Origin of the sequence: Pseudomonas sp. zfem005 (assembly GCF_032621735.1) — a bacterium.
Taxonomy (GTDB): domain Bacteria; phylum Pseudomonadota; class Gammaproteobacteria; order Pseudomonadales; family Pseudomonadaceae; genus Metapseudomonas; species Metapseudomonas solani.
On the sequence record NZ_JAVYJE010000004.1, the window covers coordinates 1 to 17454 of the forward strand.

Consider the following 17454-nt stretch of genomic DNA (forward strand, 5'->3'; position numbering starts at 1 on the left):
AAGGTGGCGACGGGCTACACCATCATCGCCCTCTCGCTGCAACAGGGTGCCCTGGGATTGGTAGAGGACAAGGAAATGGCGCTGCGGTATTACCGCAAGGCGGCCGATATGGGCAGCGCCACGGCCCAGGCCTATGTGGMAATGGCGCTGCGGTATTACCGCAAGGCGGCCGATATGGGCAGTGCCACGGCCCAGGCCTATGTGGCCGACAAACTGGCCCCCATCGATATCGCACCGGATATCGCCCGGCAGATGCGGCGCTGTGCGGCGGAGCAGGGGAATGAACAAGCAGCTAGAGCGCTTGGCGTTCATCTGTTGGTAGCGCATAACTATCAAGAGGCGGTGGAAGTATTTCAATTAGGCGTCGCTGCAGGCGATGAGAGTTCAGCAGGCTATTTGGACGATGGCTTTCGTGAGCCTGCTTCAACAGATACTTTTAACTACCTGGGCCAAGAGAAAGACCTCGAGCGTGCCGAACGCTACAAAGCCATCTGGAGCATCCTTGCGGACTACTCCTACGCCTCCCCCAAAGTCCCCGAGATCAATGAAATCCTCCCGCTTCCTCCTGCCAAGCTGCCGCCCTGGGACGGCAAGCTTCAGTGGCTGGAGGAGCGCAAGGCCAATATCCCGCCGCCCAAGCCCAGCGAGGCGCTGATCAGCCAACTGGCCAGGGACAAGCACCTCGACCCCGCCACCGGCCGGCCAACGCCCGAGTCGCCCCACTTCGTCTACCTGGATTCGTCGCTCATCTGCGTCAGCGGGGAGCCTTGCCCGCGTGCCGGCTACTGGGCGGCGATGAGTGTGGATTTCTTCTGGATCACCGTGAAAGGCAAGGCCCGCCGGCACTTCAAGGAAGGGGAGGTACTGCCCACACTGATATTGGAGCAACGCACACCCCGCACATGGCCGTTGAGAGGGCATGCGAAAATACGAATTGATCACAGGTGGGGATAGCTCGGGTAAGTCATCTGGTGGCGATACATCGTCCGTCTTCCAGCAACTTGGAGGGGTGTAGCGCTGTTGGGCATGCGAATTTCTGGAGCACTGCTAGGTATGACTGCGGGCAAGCGCCTAGGCATTGATGTAATGCATGTCAAAAACTGACAGCGCAACACAATTCGGGGGTGTAGAGTGGCTCGAGCCTAATTATGTTCTGCGGCGCTTTTATACCTGGCGTTATGGTTGATTGAGGAAGATTCAATTTAAACAGAAGATCTTGCGCCCGCCTTCTTGGTATTAGGAAATTTCCATTGCCAGATTAGGATGGCACCAGGTGCGATTATGGGCGCATGCCATCTATTTCCTGCTCTGGATATGGCTTAGAGTCTCACTTTGTAAATTTAAGAATTAGAGTTGTCAGGTGGTCGAGTTGGAGCAGGCGCTGCATGTCAATTCGAAGTGCATGCCTTTTTTACTATTTCTTGAGTTTACATGTTGGCTCTTTGCTATCGCATCATGGTGGCTCTGTATAAGCAGCAACCATCAGGAAGTGAATGCGATGCTTTAATTAACAGCAAGAAGGAATTTTCGAAGTGAATACCAATCAGTTAAGTATTGCCGCGCTCGCGCTCGTCTTGTTGGGCTGCTCAGGCGGGCCTTATCAACATGCCGCAGCCTCTACTCAGCATGCAGCCGCTGCCTCGGGACATGCCGCCTCCGCAGCAACTCACGGGGCGGTGGCTTCAGGCCAAGTCGTCACGGGTGCCGTGGCCTTGCCGTTGAAAGCTGTAGGCGCCGTTGGAAAGGCAGCGGACAAAGCCGGCGATACCCTGCTGGACGCTACTGGCGATTCCAAACCTCTGCACGTGTCTGACGAGACAGTTTCAGCAGGCCCCGCGCCGAAGGCGGAGTAGGAAAATTAAATGTTTAAAAATATACGTTGCCTTTCTTGGCGTTATTGTTTCCATACCTTGCCATTGCACAAGGTTTCTCCAACCAGGGTGATGCGACTGAAAACAATGATCAGTACACGGCCGAGCAACTGATTTCCTTTTCCAAGAAAGTGGAAAAAAGCCTTGCTGAAAGAGGGGCTAGAGTTGCGATCGTGTCTCGGGTCGGTAGGCCGGAAAGCGAGCTGCCCGAGGGGGTAAAATATACTCATGTGGCATTCTGGATTTATTCGGATATCACCGCCCAAGACGGTCGGAAGCTGAAAGGCTACCAGGTTTATAATTTGTATCAGCGCGAAGGTCAGAAAAACATCAGCGACTTGATAAATGACTTTCCTTTGGATTTCTATACCGGAGTCTACTCATTGAAGTCGGGCGTGATAATTCCAAAGCCATCACTCCAGGAGAAGCTGCTGCAAGTAATCGACTCCTCCGATTATCGAAAATTGCATAACTCCAATTACTCCGTTGTTGCGAAGATGGATTCTGAGCGGTATCAGAACTGTACGGGGTTCACGCTGAACGTTCTTTTTAGTGCTATTTATGGCACGAGTGATCGCGCGCAGTTAACTGCAAACAAGCGAGCCTATTTCAAGCCGCAGGCTATAAAAATCGGCAGCATGAAGCGAGTGCTTGGCTCTATGTTCGTTCAGGACTTCTTTCCCGAGGAACATGGCGGAGAAATCAAGACGGCAACGTATTCGACCATTGCGAACTTTATGAAGGATTACGATTTGGGTAAGGAGATTTACGAGATCGAAATTTAACGTGAAATTGGGTAATTCACTGTTCAGAACGGCCCTTTCAGGGCCGTTCTTATATGCTCACGCATCAAGCACGTGCTCTGGAACTGCCCCAAAGCGCCGAGTCATGGTTCTTCGACGCCCCCGAGTCGGGATGGGCTAACCGCTTCCTCCTTCTTTGCACATTCTCCAGCCTCGTACCACAGGCTGCTGCGCGTGAACCTCTCCAATGGTCACTCTTGCGCCACCCACACCTGAGCCCTGCTTTTCCTTCACTCGGGTTCATCCTTCCGTCATGCAACGACAGCCCGGCTCAGCAATGGCGGGAGAGGGTGATCCGCACCCCGTAGAAAATATGGCTGGAGGGACTGGCCGACATGTCAGGAAAGTTTCGCTAACTCCCGATAAATACTGGAAAAAATCCGCACAAGCTCCCGAGGTTTTTTCCTTTCTCTGTCACCGGAAATTGAGAACGTCTATCTCGTGGCCAGCCCACCGACGAGCAGGGGAATGTTGCTCGGGGCCAGGCCGCAGCGTGATGCAAGAGCGAACCACTCAACGTCCAGACACGATGAAAGGAGATTCTTCATGTTCAAGCGCAATGTTCTCGCTGTTTCCATGGCCGTCGCCGGCTTGTGCTCCGCCCAGGCCATGGCTGCCGTAGTCGGTGGCGGCGCCACCCTGCCGCAGAACCTGTACAACACCGCTACCGTCCTGTCGTCGGGCTTCAACGCCTACATCGGCGTGGGCAGCGGCGCCGGCAAATCCGCCGTGCTGACCAACGACTCCACCAAGCTGGGCCTGGCTTCCGGCATCACCGTCGACTACGCCGGCAGCGATTCCATCCTGTCCGCCAGCGAGATCTCCACCTACCAGGCCGCTCACCAGTCCCCGGCCGTTCCCACCAGCAGCGCCGCCAACTGGGGCCCGCTGGTCCAGGTTCCCTCGGCCGCCACCTCGGTGACCATCCCCTACAAACTGACCCTGGCCGGTGGCGCCGCGCTGAACAACCTGGACCTGACCAGTGCTCAGCTGTGCGACATCTTCTCGGGCACCATCACCACCTGGAACCAGGTCAACGCCAGCTACCCGGCTACCGCCATCACGGTCGTCTACCGTGCCGGCAGCAGCGGCACCACCGAGATCTTCACCCGTCACCTGAACAGCCAGTGCTCGGCCAAGTTCACCACCAACAGCACCTTTACCACCGCTAACGTCGGTGCCGAGCCGGCTTCCTGGATCGCTGCCACCGGCAGTGCCAACCTGGCCAGCACCGTCGCTTCCACCGAAGGCGCCATCGGCTACGTCGGCCCGGAAGACGTCGATGCCACCAACAACGCCGTAGTGGCCAAGGTCAATGGCCTGCTGCCCACCATCGGCAACGTCACCACCGCCCTGAGCACCATCGCTCCGCCGTCCACCGCTGCTGACCGTGCCGACCCCTCCAAATGGGTACCGGTACTGGCCAACCCCGCCAGCGGCTACAAGATCGTCGGCTACACCAACCTGGTGTTCAGCCAGTGCTACAAGGACACCGCCGACCGCACTTCCATCCGTGATTTCGTTGGCCGTCACTACAACACCGATGATCTCAACAACAACGACGACGAGATCATCGCCAACAAGCTGATCCCGCTGACCGACGACTGGAAGACTGCTGTTCGCAGCACCTTCTACACCCCGACCAACTCCCTGGCCATCGGCAACACCACCGCCTGCAACCAGATCGGCCGTCCGCTCTAAGCCTCTCACCAGGCACCGCTCCAACGAACCGGCAATGGCCTCGCGCCATTGCCGGTTTTCCTGTTTCAGCCGCCTGCCGGGCAGATGAACTTTGCATGACAAAAGTTCGGTCGAGCGCGGCTGCTACCGCCTTGGGGTATAGCCATGGCGCGCACCTCAGGGGAGGGCGATGCGCCCGTCTTTCGCGAGAACACAAGGATCCGTAGTGATGCGTTCCCAGCCGAGCAAGCCCGCTTCCCGCACCGCCACCCGCCACGACACCTTCCTGCCGCTCAAGCCCCTGGCCCAGGCCATCGCCCTGATGCTGCTGGCCGGTGGCGCCCAGGCGGAGCAGGCATTCAGCTCCGCCTGGTTCGCCTCCAAGGGTGCTGCGCAGGCGTCGGGCGCCGTTCGGCCGACCACGCCGGTGCCGGGCTCGCCGCCGCCCCTGGCCCAGCAACAGAGGGTGCAGGAACGCCTGGGGCGCACCTTCGCCAACATGAACAACACGGTGGCCGCCATCGCCGCGGCCCAGGCCGCCCAGGCGGCGGGGCGCGCTGCCGCCTCCAGCGGGCCGCAGACCCTGCATAACGGCCTGGGCGGCAACGGCCTCAACGTGGTGATCGGCCCGGACGGCAAGCCGCTGTTCGTCAACGCCGAGGGGCCGGTGCAGACCGACGCCAACGGCAAGGTGCTGGTCTCCATCAAGCAGACCGCCGACAAGGCCATCCTCAACTGGGAGACCTTCAACGTCGGCCGCGACACCACCGTGGCCTTCCAGCAGGACGCCAGCTGGGCCCTGATGAACAAGGTCAACAACAGCACGGCGCCGAGCCAGATCCAGGGCCAGATCAAGGGCGACGGCACGGTGATGATCCTCAACGGCAACGGCGTGGTGTTCAGCGGCAGCAGCCAGGTCAACGTGCGCAACCTGGTGGCCGCGGCCACCGACTTCAGCGACGAGCAGTTCAGGACCGGCGGCCTCTACAGCGGCAGCAACCCGGCCTTCACCAACGCCCAGGGCGCCATCCGCGTGGAGCAGGGTGCGCAGCTCAACACCGCCGCGCCGGCCACCTCCACGGCCGGTGGCGGCTACGTGCTGCTGCTGGGCAAGGAAGTGGACAACGCCGGTACCATCGCCACGCCCAAGGGCCAGGCGCTGCTGGCGGCGGGCGACAGCTTCACCATCCGCAAGGGCTATGGCACCGACGGCAGCCCGACCTCCACCACCCGTGGCAACGAGGTGACCGTCGGCGGCACTGGCACGGTGACCAACAGCGGGGTCATCCTCGCCGCCAGCGGCGATGTGACCCTGGCGGGCAATCAGGTGCGCCAGAGCGGCGCGGCCCTGGCCAGCACTTCGGCCGATGCCCGTGGCACGGTGCACCTCACCGCCACCGGCGCCAACGGCAGCGTGACCCTGGGCGAGGGCAGCACCACCGCCATCCTGCTGGATGCCAGCGCCACGGCCCTGGACAGCCAGCGCAATGCGCTGATCGCCCCGGCGGTGACCCAGGACGGCAAGGTGATTCCCGGCGACGCCTACCGCCGCGACCTGTCCCTGGTGCAGATCGACAGCAGCGGCACCGTGGACTTCCAGAAAGGCTCCATCACCCTGGCCACCGGTGGCCAGGTGGCAGTCAACGCCGGCCAGCGCAGCCTGGTGCGCGATGGCGCGGTGATCGACGTCTCCGGCGCCACCGGGGTCAAGGTCGCGATGGCGTCCAACAGCGTCAAGGTCAACCTGCAGGGCAACGAACAGCGCGACTCCTCGGTCAACCGCGACGGTGGCGGCCTGAACAACAACGATGTCTGGGTCGATGTGCGCGACCTGGTGTTCGTGCCCGCCGGCACCAACGGCTACGCCACCGACCGCTGGTACACCGCCGGCGGCTTGCTGGAAGTCAGCGGCTACCTGGGCACCCAGGGCCACAGCGTGGCGGAATGGATGGCCCAGGGCGGCACCGTCAGCTTCACCGGCAACGAGGTGGTGACCCAGGCCGGCTCGCAGATCAACCTCTCCGGCGGCACCCTGGATGTGCAGGCCGGCACCCTCAAGCAGACCTGGCTCAAGGGCGCCGACGGGCGCCTCTACGAGCTCTCCAGCGCACCGGGGGACATCCTCTACACCGGCCTCTACAAGGGCTACGAAGACCATAGCCAGCGCTGGGGCCAGACCGATTACTACTACAACCCGCTGATCGCCTCGAACGAACGCAAGGAAGGCGGCTACACCGTGGGCCGTGACGCCGGGACCCTGGTGATCGGCACCCGCAACGCCGTGCTGGAAGGCACCCTGGCCAGTGACACCTACCAGGGTGAGCGCCAGACCCAGGGCGCCCAGGCCGGCCTGGATGGCTACAGCCAGTCGCAAAAGGCCGTGGCCCGTGGCGCCCAGCTGGTGGTGGGCAGCTACACCCCCTGGTACGTGAAGAGCAGCGGCACCCTGGAGTACGCCCTGGGCGCCGATGCCAACACCTTGAAGAACGTGATCCTCGGCGAGGGCGGCACCCGCATCGCCGATGGGCTGGACCTGGGCTCGGCCCTGCCGGCCGGGCGCCAGGGCACCCTGTATCTCGACAGTGCCCAGCTCAACGGTTTCAACCTGGGGGCGGTCAAGGTGGCTGCCAGCGAAGGCATCCGCGTCGACGGCGACCTGCAGGTGGCCCCGGCGGGCAGCGTCACCCTGTATGGCCCGAAGGTGGAGGTGAATGCCGACATCACCGCCCATGGCGGCAGCATCCAGCTGGGCAACGTGCTCAACCAGATCACCGCCAACGGCAAGGCCGATACCACGCTGGGCGGAGCGGCGTCCGTCACCCTCGGCGCTGGCGCCAGGCTCGATGCCAGCGGCCTGTGGAGCAACCTGCTGCTGGACCCGAACGACAGCCGTGCGCTGGCCTACCTCGATGGCGGCAGCGTCTCCCTGCGCAGCAGCGGCAGCACCCTGCTGGGTAGCGGCAGCCTGGTGGACGTCTCCTCCGGCGCCGCGTTGCTGGCCAGCGGCAAGCTGCAAGGCGGCAAGGGCGGCAATATCACCCTGGCGGCCAACGCCAACACCGCCAGTGGCGCAGGTGTACTGGGCCTGGGCGGCGAGCTGCGCGGCCAGGGCGTCAAGGGCGGTGGCACCCTGGCGTTGCAGGCCGGCAAGGTGCTGATCAGCGACAGCGCCACCTCGGCCGATGCCGGCACCCTGCTGCTGCGTGGCGACTTCTTCGACAAGGGCTTCTCCGCCTACGAGGTGGCGGGCAACCGTGGCCTGGAAGTGGCCGAGGGCACCCGGGTGGATGTGAGCATGCCGGTGTACCGGCAGGGCGAAGGGGCGACCAACCTGGCCACGGGCGGCGCGCCCCGTGACGCCCTGGAAACCTGGACGCCCCCGGTCTATCTGGAGGATGCCGCCAAGGGCGTGCTGACCCAGCGCCAGGGCGCCAGCCTTTCGCTGCGCGCCGGCAGCGGCATCACGGCGGCGGGTGATATCGCCACCACCCCTCTGCTGGTGGGCAAGGGGGCGATACTCAACGTCGACCCGGGCCAATCCATCGGCCTGGCCGGCATCGGCCAGGTGACGGTGGACGGGACCCTGAACGCCTGGGGCGGAAGGATCTCGGTCAACTCGATCATCGTTTCGGCCCCGGATACCGAGCTGCAAAAACCGCTGGAGACCTACCAGTCCATCTGGATCGGCGACCACGCGGTGCTGGATGCCGCCGCACGCGCCGTCACGGCCGTGGACAGCCGTGGCAACCGCTATGGCACGGTGCGCAACGGCGGCAGCATCGTCGTCGGCGGTGAGATCGATCACGCCAAGGGCGGCCTTACCGCCACCGACGCCTTCGTGGTGGTACGCCAGGGCGCGCGCCTGGACGCATCCGGTGCCCAGGCCGTGCTGGACATCCCGGGGCAGGGCGCCACCCCCGTGGCCAGCCATGGCGGCAGCATCGCCTTCGCGTCCACCGGCGGGCTCTATCTGGATGGCCAGTTCAAGGCCGAGGCCGGTGGCGCAGGGGCATCGGGGGGCAGCCTCTCCGTTGCACTCGGTGCCCCGTCCTATCGGATAAACGATCCCCGGGCGACCGATGCAGTACGCCAGGCGCGGGAGCTGGTCCTGGCACAGCAGCGGGGTGAATCGCTGCCGGGTACGGGTGAGCCGGGCCAGGGCGCAACGCTGCTGGAGTACGGCCACGGCCGCCTGGCGGTTGAGCAGGTGGAGGCCGGCGGTTTCGACAACCTCTCCCTGCTGAGCACCGGTTTGCTCAGCTTCGACGGCACTCTGAACCTGGATATGGCCAACGCGCTCAACCTCTATGCCGGTACCTACGCTCTGGCCGAGACAGCTGCCGCAGGTTCCGTGGTCGATCTGCGCGGTGGTTACCTGCGCCTGGCCGGGGCATTGGGGGCGCCTGCTGACAGCGCAAGTACGGACACCGCCATCCGCGTCGGCAGTTCGCAGCGCCCTGCCACGGGGCAGTTGAATCTATCGGCCAGAGGCCTGCTGGATGTGCGTGATGCCGTCAGGCTCGGCTCCCGGGGCAGCATCCTGATGCTGCAGGGGGGCGCACAGGTGGTAGACCGCCGTGCCTTCTCCGATATGCACCTGAGCAGCCAGGGGGACCTGCGGCTGCTGAGCACGGAGGACGCCCGCGCCATGCGCCTGCAAGTGCCCGGCAACCTGGCCATGAGCGCCGCCCAGATATATCCGGGTACCGGTGTCAAAGGGCAGTTGAGTGCGTCGAGGATCGACATCGCCCGCAGCGGTCAAGGCCTGCCGTCCGTTCCCTACTCGGCCTTCGGCTCGCTCAGCCTGCAGGCGGACGTCATCAACCAGGGCGGCATCCTGCGCGCGCCGCTGGGCGACCTGATACTCGGCTATCAGGGCGACGCCACCCGTCCTGCCAGCATCGTCAACCTGCTGCCCGGCAGCCTGACTTCTGTCAGCGGCGCCGGCCTGGTGATCCCCTACGGCGGCACGGTGGACGGCAAGACCTGGCTCTACGACGGTGTCTCCCTGTCCAACAGCCTGCTCAAGGAAGGGCAGAGCCTGATGCCGGGCAAGGTCGACCTCGTGGGGCAGGTGATCGATGTCGCCCAGGGCGCGGTGGTGGATGTATCCGGCGGTGGCGAGCTGGTGGGCGCGGGCTTCGTCTCCGGGCGCGGTGGCTCCACCGATGCGCGCTTCAATCCGCTGATGCAGTACGGTGCCGATGGCTTCCTGTTGCCGGCGCTCGGCAGCAACCCGGTCTACGCCATCGTCCCCGGCGTGCAGGCGGGCTACGCGCCCCAGGGCGGCGAGGGCGGCGCGGTCGACCCCAGGGTGGGCCAGCAGATCACCCTCGGCGCCGGCGTGCCGGGTCTGCCGGCGGGCACCTACACGCTGCTGCCATCCACCTACGCGCTGTTGCCGGGGGCCTTCCGCGTGGAGGTCAACGGCCTGGCCGGGCAGGGCGGCGTCATCGCCACCCAGGCCATGCGCAATGGCTCCTGGTCCACCGCCGGCACCCTGGGCCTGGCCAGCGGCGCGCGGGATAGCCTGGCCAGCCAGGTGATCCTCACCCCGGCCGATGTGCTGCGCCGCTACTCCCAGTACAACGAGACCCGCTTCAGCCAGTTCCTCCAGGCCGACGCGGCGCGCCTGGGCATTCCCGCCGCGTTGATGCCCAGGGACGCCAAGGCCTTCAACCTGAGTTTTGCGAACAACACCACCGACCGGCCCAGCTTCAGCTTCGCCGGCGAACTGCTCAAGGCGCGCGGGGAGGGCGGGCGTGGCAGCACCTCCAGCATCACCCAGACCTCCACGGGCAACCTGGAGATCGTCAGGGCCGGGCAGGGCGCCACCGCCGGTTTCAACGGCGTGACCCTGACCGATGAATCCCTCAACGCCATCGGTGCCGGCAGCCTCAACATCGGCGCCTATGCGCGCTCCTTCTACGGCCAGGGCGGCAACTTCATCCAGTTCGACGACGGTGCCAGCAGCACGGGCGGTAGCGTGGCCCGCACCGCCAACTTGGTACTGCGCAGCGGCGCGACCCTCAAGGCCCCGGAAGTCTTCCTGGTCACCGCCGGGCCCACCGGTGGCATCACGGTGGAGCAGGGCGCCAGCATCAACACCCTGGGCCAGGGCGATGCACCCCGCGACTCCCGCGATGGCTACATCTACAAGCCGGGGCGCAACAGCGTGCTGGCGGTTTCCAACGGTTACCTGAACATGCTGGCCCCGGACGCTGCCAACCCGCAGGAGCCACAGAAAGCCCCGGGCAGCATCCGCATCGGCGTGTGCGATGGCATCTGTAGCGGTACCACCGGGCTCTACTCCGAGGGCACCATCGCCACGGCCACCGACAACGCCTTCGAACTGGGCGAAGCGGTCAACTACGGCACCCGCAACCTGACCCTGGCAGTGGGCGGCATCAACGTCGGCAGCGCCGAGGCGCTGGCCGACCTCGCCGCCCGCAACCTGCTGCCCAGCGGCCTGACCCTCAACCAGCAGGTGCTCGACCGCCTGCTGCGCGGTGATACCAGCACCGGCGCGCCGGCCCTGGAAACCCTGGTGCTGGGCGCTCGCGACTCGCTCAACTTCTTCGGCAACGCCAGCCTGGATACCTACGGTGCCGACGGCAAGTCGCGGCTCAAGGAACTGGTGCTGACCACCCCGGCCCTCTACGGCAAGGGCGAGGCGGGCGAGACCGCGCGCATCCACACCTCCAACCTGATCTGGAACGGCGCCCACAACGAGGCCGGTTCCATCATCACCGGCGGTGCCGGCACCGGTGCGGGCAACCTGGTGATCGACGCCGAGCGCATCGAGTTCGGCTACCAGCCGGACGCGCAACCCACCGCCACGACAATTCGCGATCGCCTGGCCGTGGGCTTCGCCGACGTCAACCTCAACGCCAGCGAGCGCGTCACCGCCAACCACAAGGGCGGCCTGTCGGTGTACCAGCGCCAGGACGGCTACGTCACCGGCAAGGGCTTCCAGTACAGCGGCGGCAACCTGAACATCAGCACCCCGGTGATGACCGGCGGTGCGGGCTCGGTCAACCACATCACTGCCGGCGGCGATATCCGTGTCAGTGCGCCGAACGGCAATGCAGTGCCCAGCATCGGCGGTGATGCCCTGGGTGCCGAGCTGTCCCTCAGCGGCCGCAATCTGCTGCTGGAGGGCGCCGTGGTGCTGCCCAGCGGCAAGCTGAGCCTCAAGGCCGAGGAACAGCTGACCCTCACCGATGCCGCGCGCATCGACTTGGCCGGACGCAAGGTCACCTTCAACGACGTGAACAAATACAGCTGGGGCGGCGACCTGATCCTGGAAAGCCGCAACGGCGATATCCGCCAAGCCGCCGGCTCGGTGATCGACCTGTCGGCCAAAAACAACCAGGGCGGCAGCCTCAAGGCCACTGCCCTGGCCGCCGGCGCAGGGGTCGTCGACCTGCGCGGCAGCATCCTCGGTGGTAGCAGCGGCTATTACGACGCTGGCGGCACCCTGATGCCATTCAAGGCCGGCAGCGTCGATATCCGTGCGCAGCGTCTAGGCGCTGGCAGCCTCAGTGACGACTTCGCCGCCCTCAACCAGCGGCTCAACCAGGGCCAGGTGTTCGGGGCCCGTAGCTTCCAGCTCAAGCAGGGCGACCTGGTGATTGGCGACGGCCTCAAGGCCGGGCAGATCAATGTCTCGGTGGACGGCGGCACGCTCACCGTCAACGGCACCGTGGACGCCAGCGGCGAGCGGGTCGGTTCCATCCGCCTGGCCGGCAAGCAGGGCCTGACCATCAGCGGCACGGCGTTGCTGGACGCCCACGGCACCCGCCTGCGGGTGGACAGCTACGGCAAGATCATCGACTCACCCAACCGCGCCACAGTGGAACTGGGCTCCAGCGACGGCTTGCTGACCCTGGCCGATGGCGCGCACATCGACCTGCGCCACGGCACCGCCGCTACAAGCGGCCATGATGGCAAGGCCCGTGGCACCCTGGAACTGAACGCGCCGCGCCTGGGTGGCGCCACCGCCGGCGATATCGCCATCGACGCCAGCGGCAGCCTGGACATCCAGGGCGCCAGGCTGATCGCGGTGAACGGCGTGCAGCGCTACGACGACGCCCGCGAGGTCACCGACCCCGTCAACGGGCACCGCTACCAGGAGATCGACCAGAACTACCTGAACCAGAAACACACCGACAGCCTGGCCTTCATCGGCAACGCCCTGGCCAATGGCGCGCTGGTCAACGGCAAGCTGGCCGGCCTCAATAACGCCGCCTATGCCGACGCCTTCCACTTGCGCCCCGGCGTCGAGATCGTCAGCAAGACCGCTGACGGCGACCTGGTGGTGCAGGGCGACCTGGACCTTTCCGGCCATCGCTACGAAAGCCTCAATCCCAACACCCAGAAATCCAGCGCCGTGTATGGCTCGGGTGAAGTGGGCAACCTGGTGATCCGCGCCGGTGGCGACCTCTCCGTGTTCGGCAGCGTCAACGACGGCTTCATGCCGCCGCCGGAAACCCAGGACGACGCCGGCTGGGTGCTGACGTCCGGCAAGCAGATGTTCAATGGCGATGTGGTGGTGCCGCGCGCAGGTATCGAGTTGCAGGATGGCACCGCCTTCCCGGCGGGGACCGTGCTCAACTACGACCTGCCCATCAAGGCCATGACCCTGGCGGCCGGCACGCGCCTGCCGATCGCTGCGACGCTGGATCAGCCTCTGACGCTGCCAGCCGGAACCGTGCTTTCCGGTGATATACGCAACGCCGACAACAGCCTGGCCTATGCGGCAGGTACGCGACTCTCCGCCGATATCACCCTGGCCAAGGACATGATCCTCGGCGCCGGCACGCTTTTGGTGGGCGACACGGCGGTCACGGGCATGGACTGGCCCAAGGGCGTGGCGTTGCCGAACAACCCGCTGCGCTCTGTCGACAGCAGCCATCCGGATGTGGTCGTCCAGTCCGGCAGCCTGACCCTGGCCCTGGGGGCGCTCATCCCCGCCGGAACCGATGTCAAGCTCGCCGCCGGCGTGGAGAAGGTCAACCTGCGTGGCGGGGATGGCAAAGGGCGCAACTGGGCCGCCGCGCAGATGCTGGCCGAAGGCACTCAATCCTGGTCGTTACGCGCCGTGGCAGGCGCCGATCTGCAGGCGGCAGACACTCGCCTGGTGGACCCCTACGCCGAGCGGGGTGAGCTTCGCGTGGCTGATACGCACTACGGCTACCTGGTGACCGCCAAGCCCGGGCAGCCCACAGGTGGGCGAGTGCTCACGGCAGAAGGCTCGATGGTGTTCTATGGCGACGAGTCCCATGCCGGCAAGCCCGTTGCGGACGTGGCAGCGGAGTTCGCCATTTCCGAGGATGAGGTCTGCGCCTGGGACAGCCTGTGCAAGGCAACGACCGCTCCGCGCACGCTGACGGCCGAAGGCTCCATGACCTTCTACGGGGACGAATCCCACGCCGGTAAATCCGTGGCGGACGTGGCAGCCGAATTCGCCATCACCGAGGACGAGGTCTGTGCCTGGGCCAGCCTGTGCAATGCAGCGGCGTCACCGCGCCTGCTGACTGCCGAGGGCTCCACGGTGTTCTATGGGGACGCTTCCCAGGCGGGGAGGCCCGTGGCGGAAGTCGCATTGGAGTTCGCCATCTCCGAGGACGAGGTCTGCGCCTGGGCCAGTTTGTGTAGCGGTGGAACTACGCAGGCGCCAACGGAATATGAATACGCACTGGGAACCAGTCGCTTCAGTGTGCTTCGAGTCGGTACCGGCGACCTGGACCTGATCAGTGCTGGTGACTTCAGCATGCAGTCCCTGTACGGCATCTATACGGCCGGCACCTCTTCCCTGGATCTGGCAGCGTCAGCAGTCTTCAATCAGCCACGGGGCTTCACTCAGCTGTCTAACGGCACGCTCGATACGACGGTACTGGGCAAGAACGGCGGCAGCTACGAAGCCCTGGTCAATGGCGGCTCCAGCAGCCTCTATCGCGCCTGGTACCCCGATCATGGCGGCAACCTGCTGCTTTCCGTCGGCGGTGACCTGACCGGCGATATCCTCGGCGCCAAGCTGTTGAAGGCGGGGGGAACCGGCCAGCCCGAAAGCTCCAGCGTCAGCAACTGGCTGTGGCGCCAGGGCGGCGGCGTCAATGGCGAGGTGCCCACCGCCTGGTGGGTCAACTTCGGCACCTACATGCCCTTCAACGACAACGTCGCCTTCACCGGTTTCACCGGGTTCGGAACGCTGGGGGGAGGCAACCTCGATGTACGTGTCGGCGGCGACGCCGGCATGCTGGCGGCCCGGGGCACCCTGGACAACACCATCGCCACCCGCAGCCAGGGGCTGGTACTGGCGGTGGGCTCGACCGGGCGCATGGTGGACGGTGAACTGGTGCTTACCGGCGGTGGCGACCTCGATCTGAAGGTGGGCGGTGGGCTCAACCCGGCCTTGACGGCGCGGGCGATGCTGGACGACCGGAGCCGCCCGGTCGCACAACGCCATGACCTGAATGGCAGCCTGGCCAACCTACGTGGCGCCGTGCGTGCCGGTGCGGGCTCCTTCGGCGGCATCGAGCAGGTCAATGGGCCGCTGCAGATGTCGCAGGACCCCCGCGAAAGCCGTGCCTACGACCCCTTCAAGGCCACCATGGCCAGCGCCACCGGCGGCCTGGTACTGGTGCCGGGCGACGCCACCATCAGCCTGGACGCCCGGGGTGACCTGGTGCTTGGCGGCGCGGCCGATGCCGGGCGGACCGACGCCCGCAATTGGCAGCCGGTGGATCTCGATGGCGGCAAGAGCATTGGCCGCTCATGGTTCAGCCTGTGGACCGACCACACGGCCATCGACCTGTTCTCCGCAGGCGGCAACCTCACTCCCTCGACGCAGGTCGGTGAGCTTCCTGCGGGCTCCAACGACAGTGTTCGTAGCGGCCTGGACTTCTCCGCCACCGATGGCCGCTTCGTCTACCCGTCGATCCTGCGTGCCACAGCACCGGGCGGCAGCCTCTACTACGGCCCATCGGCGTTGTGGACGGACAACAGCCTGAACACCACCCGCTATTCGTTGTTGCTGGCGCCCGGCAGCCGAGCGCAGCTGGAATTCCTGGCAGGCGACTCGATCTATGCCGGCGGTTATGCCATCACGCCCAGCAATGCACCGGTGTCCAGCCTGGCGACCCCCTTCAACCCGGCCTTCTACTACCTCGATTCCAATGGCGCCAACCAGGGAGACCTGTCAGGCGCCGGGAGCCTCGGGCGCAGCCTGTTCGCCTTCGGTGGCACGGGGACCCGCAGCGCCTACCGCGGTGCCGACGAGCCAGCACGCTTCTATGCCCTCAACGGCGACATCATCGGCCTGCGCACCGGCGAGCTCATTACCTTCGCCAGTGCACCGAGGGCGGGCGAGACCTGGTACGAAGCGGCTCGGCCGGCGCGCATCATGGCCGGCCGCGATATCGTCAACAGCGGCCAGCTGACCGGCACCTTGCTGCCGCAGTTCGCAGGCCTGGCCACCAGCACCGGCAACCTCTTCATCCACGACGACCCCACCGATATCTCCATCGTCTCGGCTGGCCGCGACATCCTCTACAGCACCTTCAACGTCGCCGGCCCCGGCACGCTGGAGATCAGTGCCGGGCGCAACATCCTGATGGAAGACAAGGCCGCGGTGACCAGCCTCGGCGCCATCGTGCCGGGCGACAACCGGCCGGGGGCGGACATCGTCATGCAGGCCGGCGTCGGCGCCGGCCCGGAGTACCTGGCCTTCGCCCAGCTCTACCTGGACCCGGCCAACCGCGTCGAGGCCGGCGGCAGCCTGGCGGGTGGCGGCGTGGGCAAGACCTACGAGGTGGAACTGGAGGCCTGGCTGGCCCAGCGCTTCGGCTTCAGCGGCACGAGCGAAGAAGCACGCGCCTACTACGCCGCGCTGCCGGCGGAGCAGCAGCGGGTGTTCGCCCGGGAGATCTACTTCGCCGAGCTGCGTGCCGGTGGCCGCGAGTACAACGATGCGGAGAGCCCGCGCTTCGGCAGCTACCTGCGGGGCCGCAACGCCATCGCCGCACTGTTCCCCACCCACGACGTGGCCGGCAACCCGATCCTCTACCAGGGCGACATCACGATGTACGGCGGGGCCGGGGTGCACACCAACTTCGGTGGCGGCATCCAGATGCTCACCCCGGGCGGGCAGCAGGTGTTCGGCATCGAGGGCGAGGCGCCGCCGTCCACCGCCGGGGTCATCACCCAGGGCGCGGGGGACATCCAGCTGTTCGCCAACGGCAGCGTGCTGCTGGGCCAGAGCCGCATCATGACCACCTTCGGCGGCGACATCCTGGCCTGGTCCTCGGCCGGTGACATCAACGCCGGGCGTGGCTCCAAGACCACCCTGGTGTACACGCCGCCGCGCCGGGTCTACGACAACTGGGGCAACGTCACCCTGTCGCCCACCGTGCCCAGCACCGGTGCCGGCATCGCCACCCTGGCCCCCATCGCCGAAGTGCCGCCGGGCGACATCGACCTGCTGGCGCCCCTGGGCACCATCGATGCGGGTGAGGCGGGCATCCGCGTCTCCGGCAACGTCAACATCGCTGCGCTGCAGGTGGTCAACGCCGCCAACATCCAGGTGCAGGGCAAGTCCAGCGGGGTGCCGGTGGTGGCCGCGGTGAACACCGGCGCGCTGTCCTCGGCCAGCTCGGCGGCAAGCTCCGCCAGCGACGCCGCCGAAGGCGTGGCCCGCGACCAGCAGGCCGCCTCGCGCCAGCGCCAGCCGTCGATCTTCACGGTGCAGGTACTGGGCTTCGGCAACGAGCGGGTGGAGCCCACCAACGAGGGCGCCAGCCGCACGCCGACCTACGACCCCGGCAGCAGCGTGCAGGTGCTCGGCGCCGGCCAACTGGACGACCAGGCACGCAACCAGCTGACCCCGGAGGAACAGCGCAACCTGACCCTCTGATCCCACCCCTTCACCGCCCTGCGGGGCGGTATCCCTTTCCCGAGGGCGGCAGGCGAGTGCCGCTCTTTTTTTCGTTGGGGGAGTGGGGGCAACCGCAGTTGGGCCTCGAAACACGCCAAGAGCGGTGGGCTGAAGCGGAGCGCCGTACGCTCGAGGTTGGCGAGGATTTAAGTGCGGCTCAGGG

The 17454-nt window shown here is 65.7% G+C and carries 4 protein-coding genes; all 4 read left to right on the forward strand.

Translation table 11 applies throughout. The features are described 5' to 3' along the window. Positions 1-954, forward strand: a 954-nt coding sequence (locus tag RTW82_RS09680) for a DUF6396 domain-containing protein (protein WP_316924951.1), incomplete at its 5' end; no start/stop codon positions are given. Between the two features lie 934 nt (positions 955-1888). Next, complete coding sequence (locus RTW82_RS09685; protein WP_316924952.1) at positions 1889-2656, forward strand: DUF2145 domain-containing protein; 768 nt, start codon at positions 1889-1891, stop codon at positions 2654-2656. A gap of 564 nt (positions 2657-3220) precedes the next feature. Beyond that, the gene (locus RTW82_RS09690) at positions 3221-4375 is read left to right on the forward strand and encodes a substrate-binding domain-containing protein (protein ID WP_043245897.1); all 1155 of its coding nucleotides are present in this window, start codon (positions 3221-3223) and stop codon (positions 4373-4375) included. Positions 4376-4583: 208 nt separating this feature from the next. Then, positions 4584-17270, forward strand: coding sequence for a filamentous haemagglutinin family protein (locus tag RTW82_RS09695; protein WP_316924953.1), 12687 nt, complete (start codon positions 4584-4586; stop codon positions 17268-17270). The last annotated feature ends 184 nt before the right edge of the window (positions 17271-17454 follow it).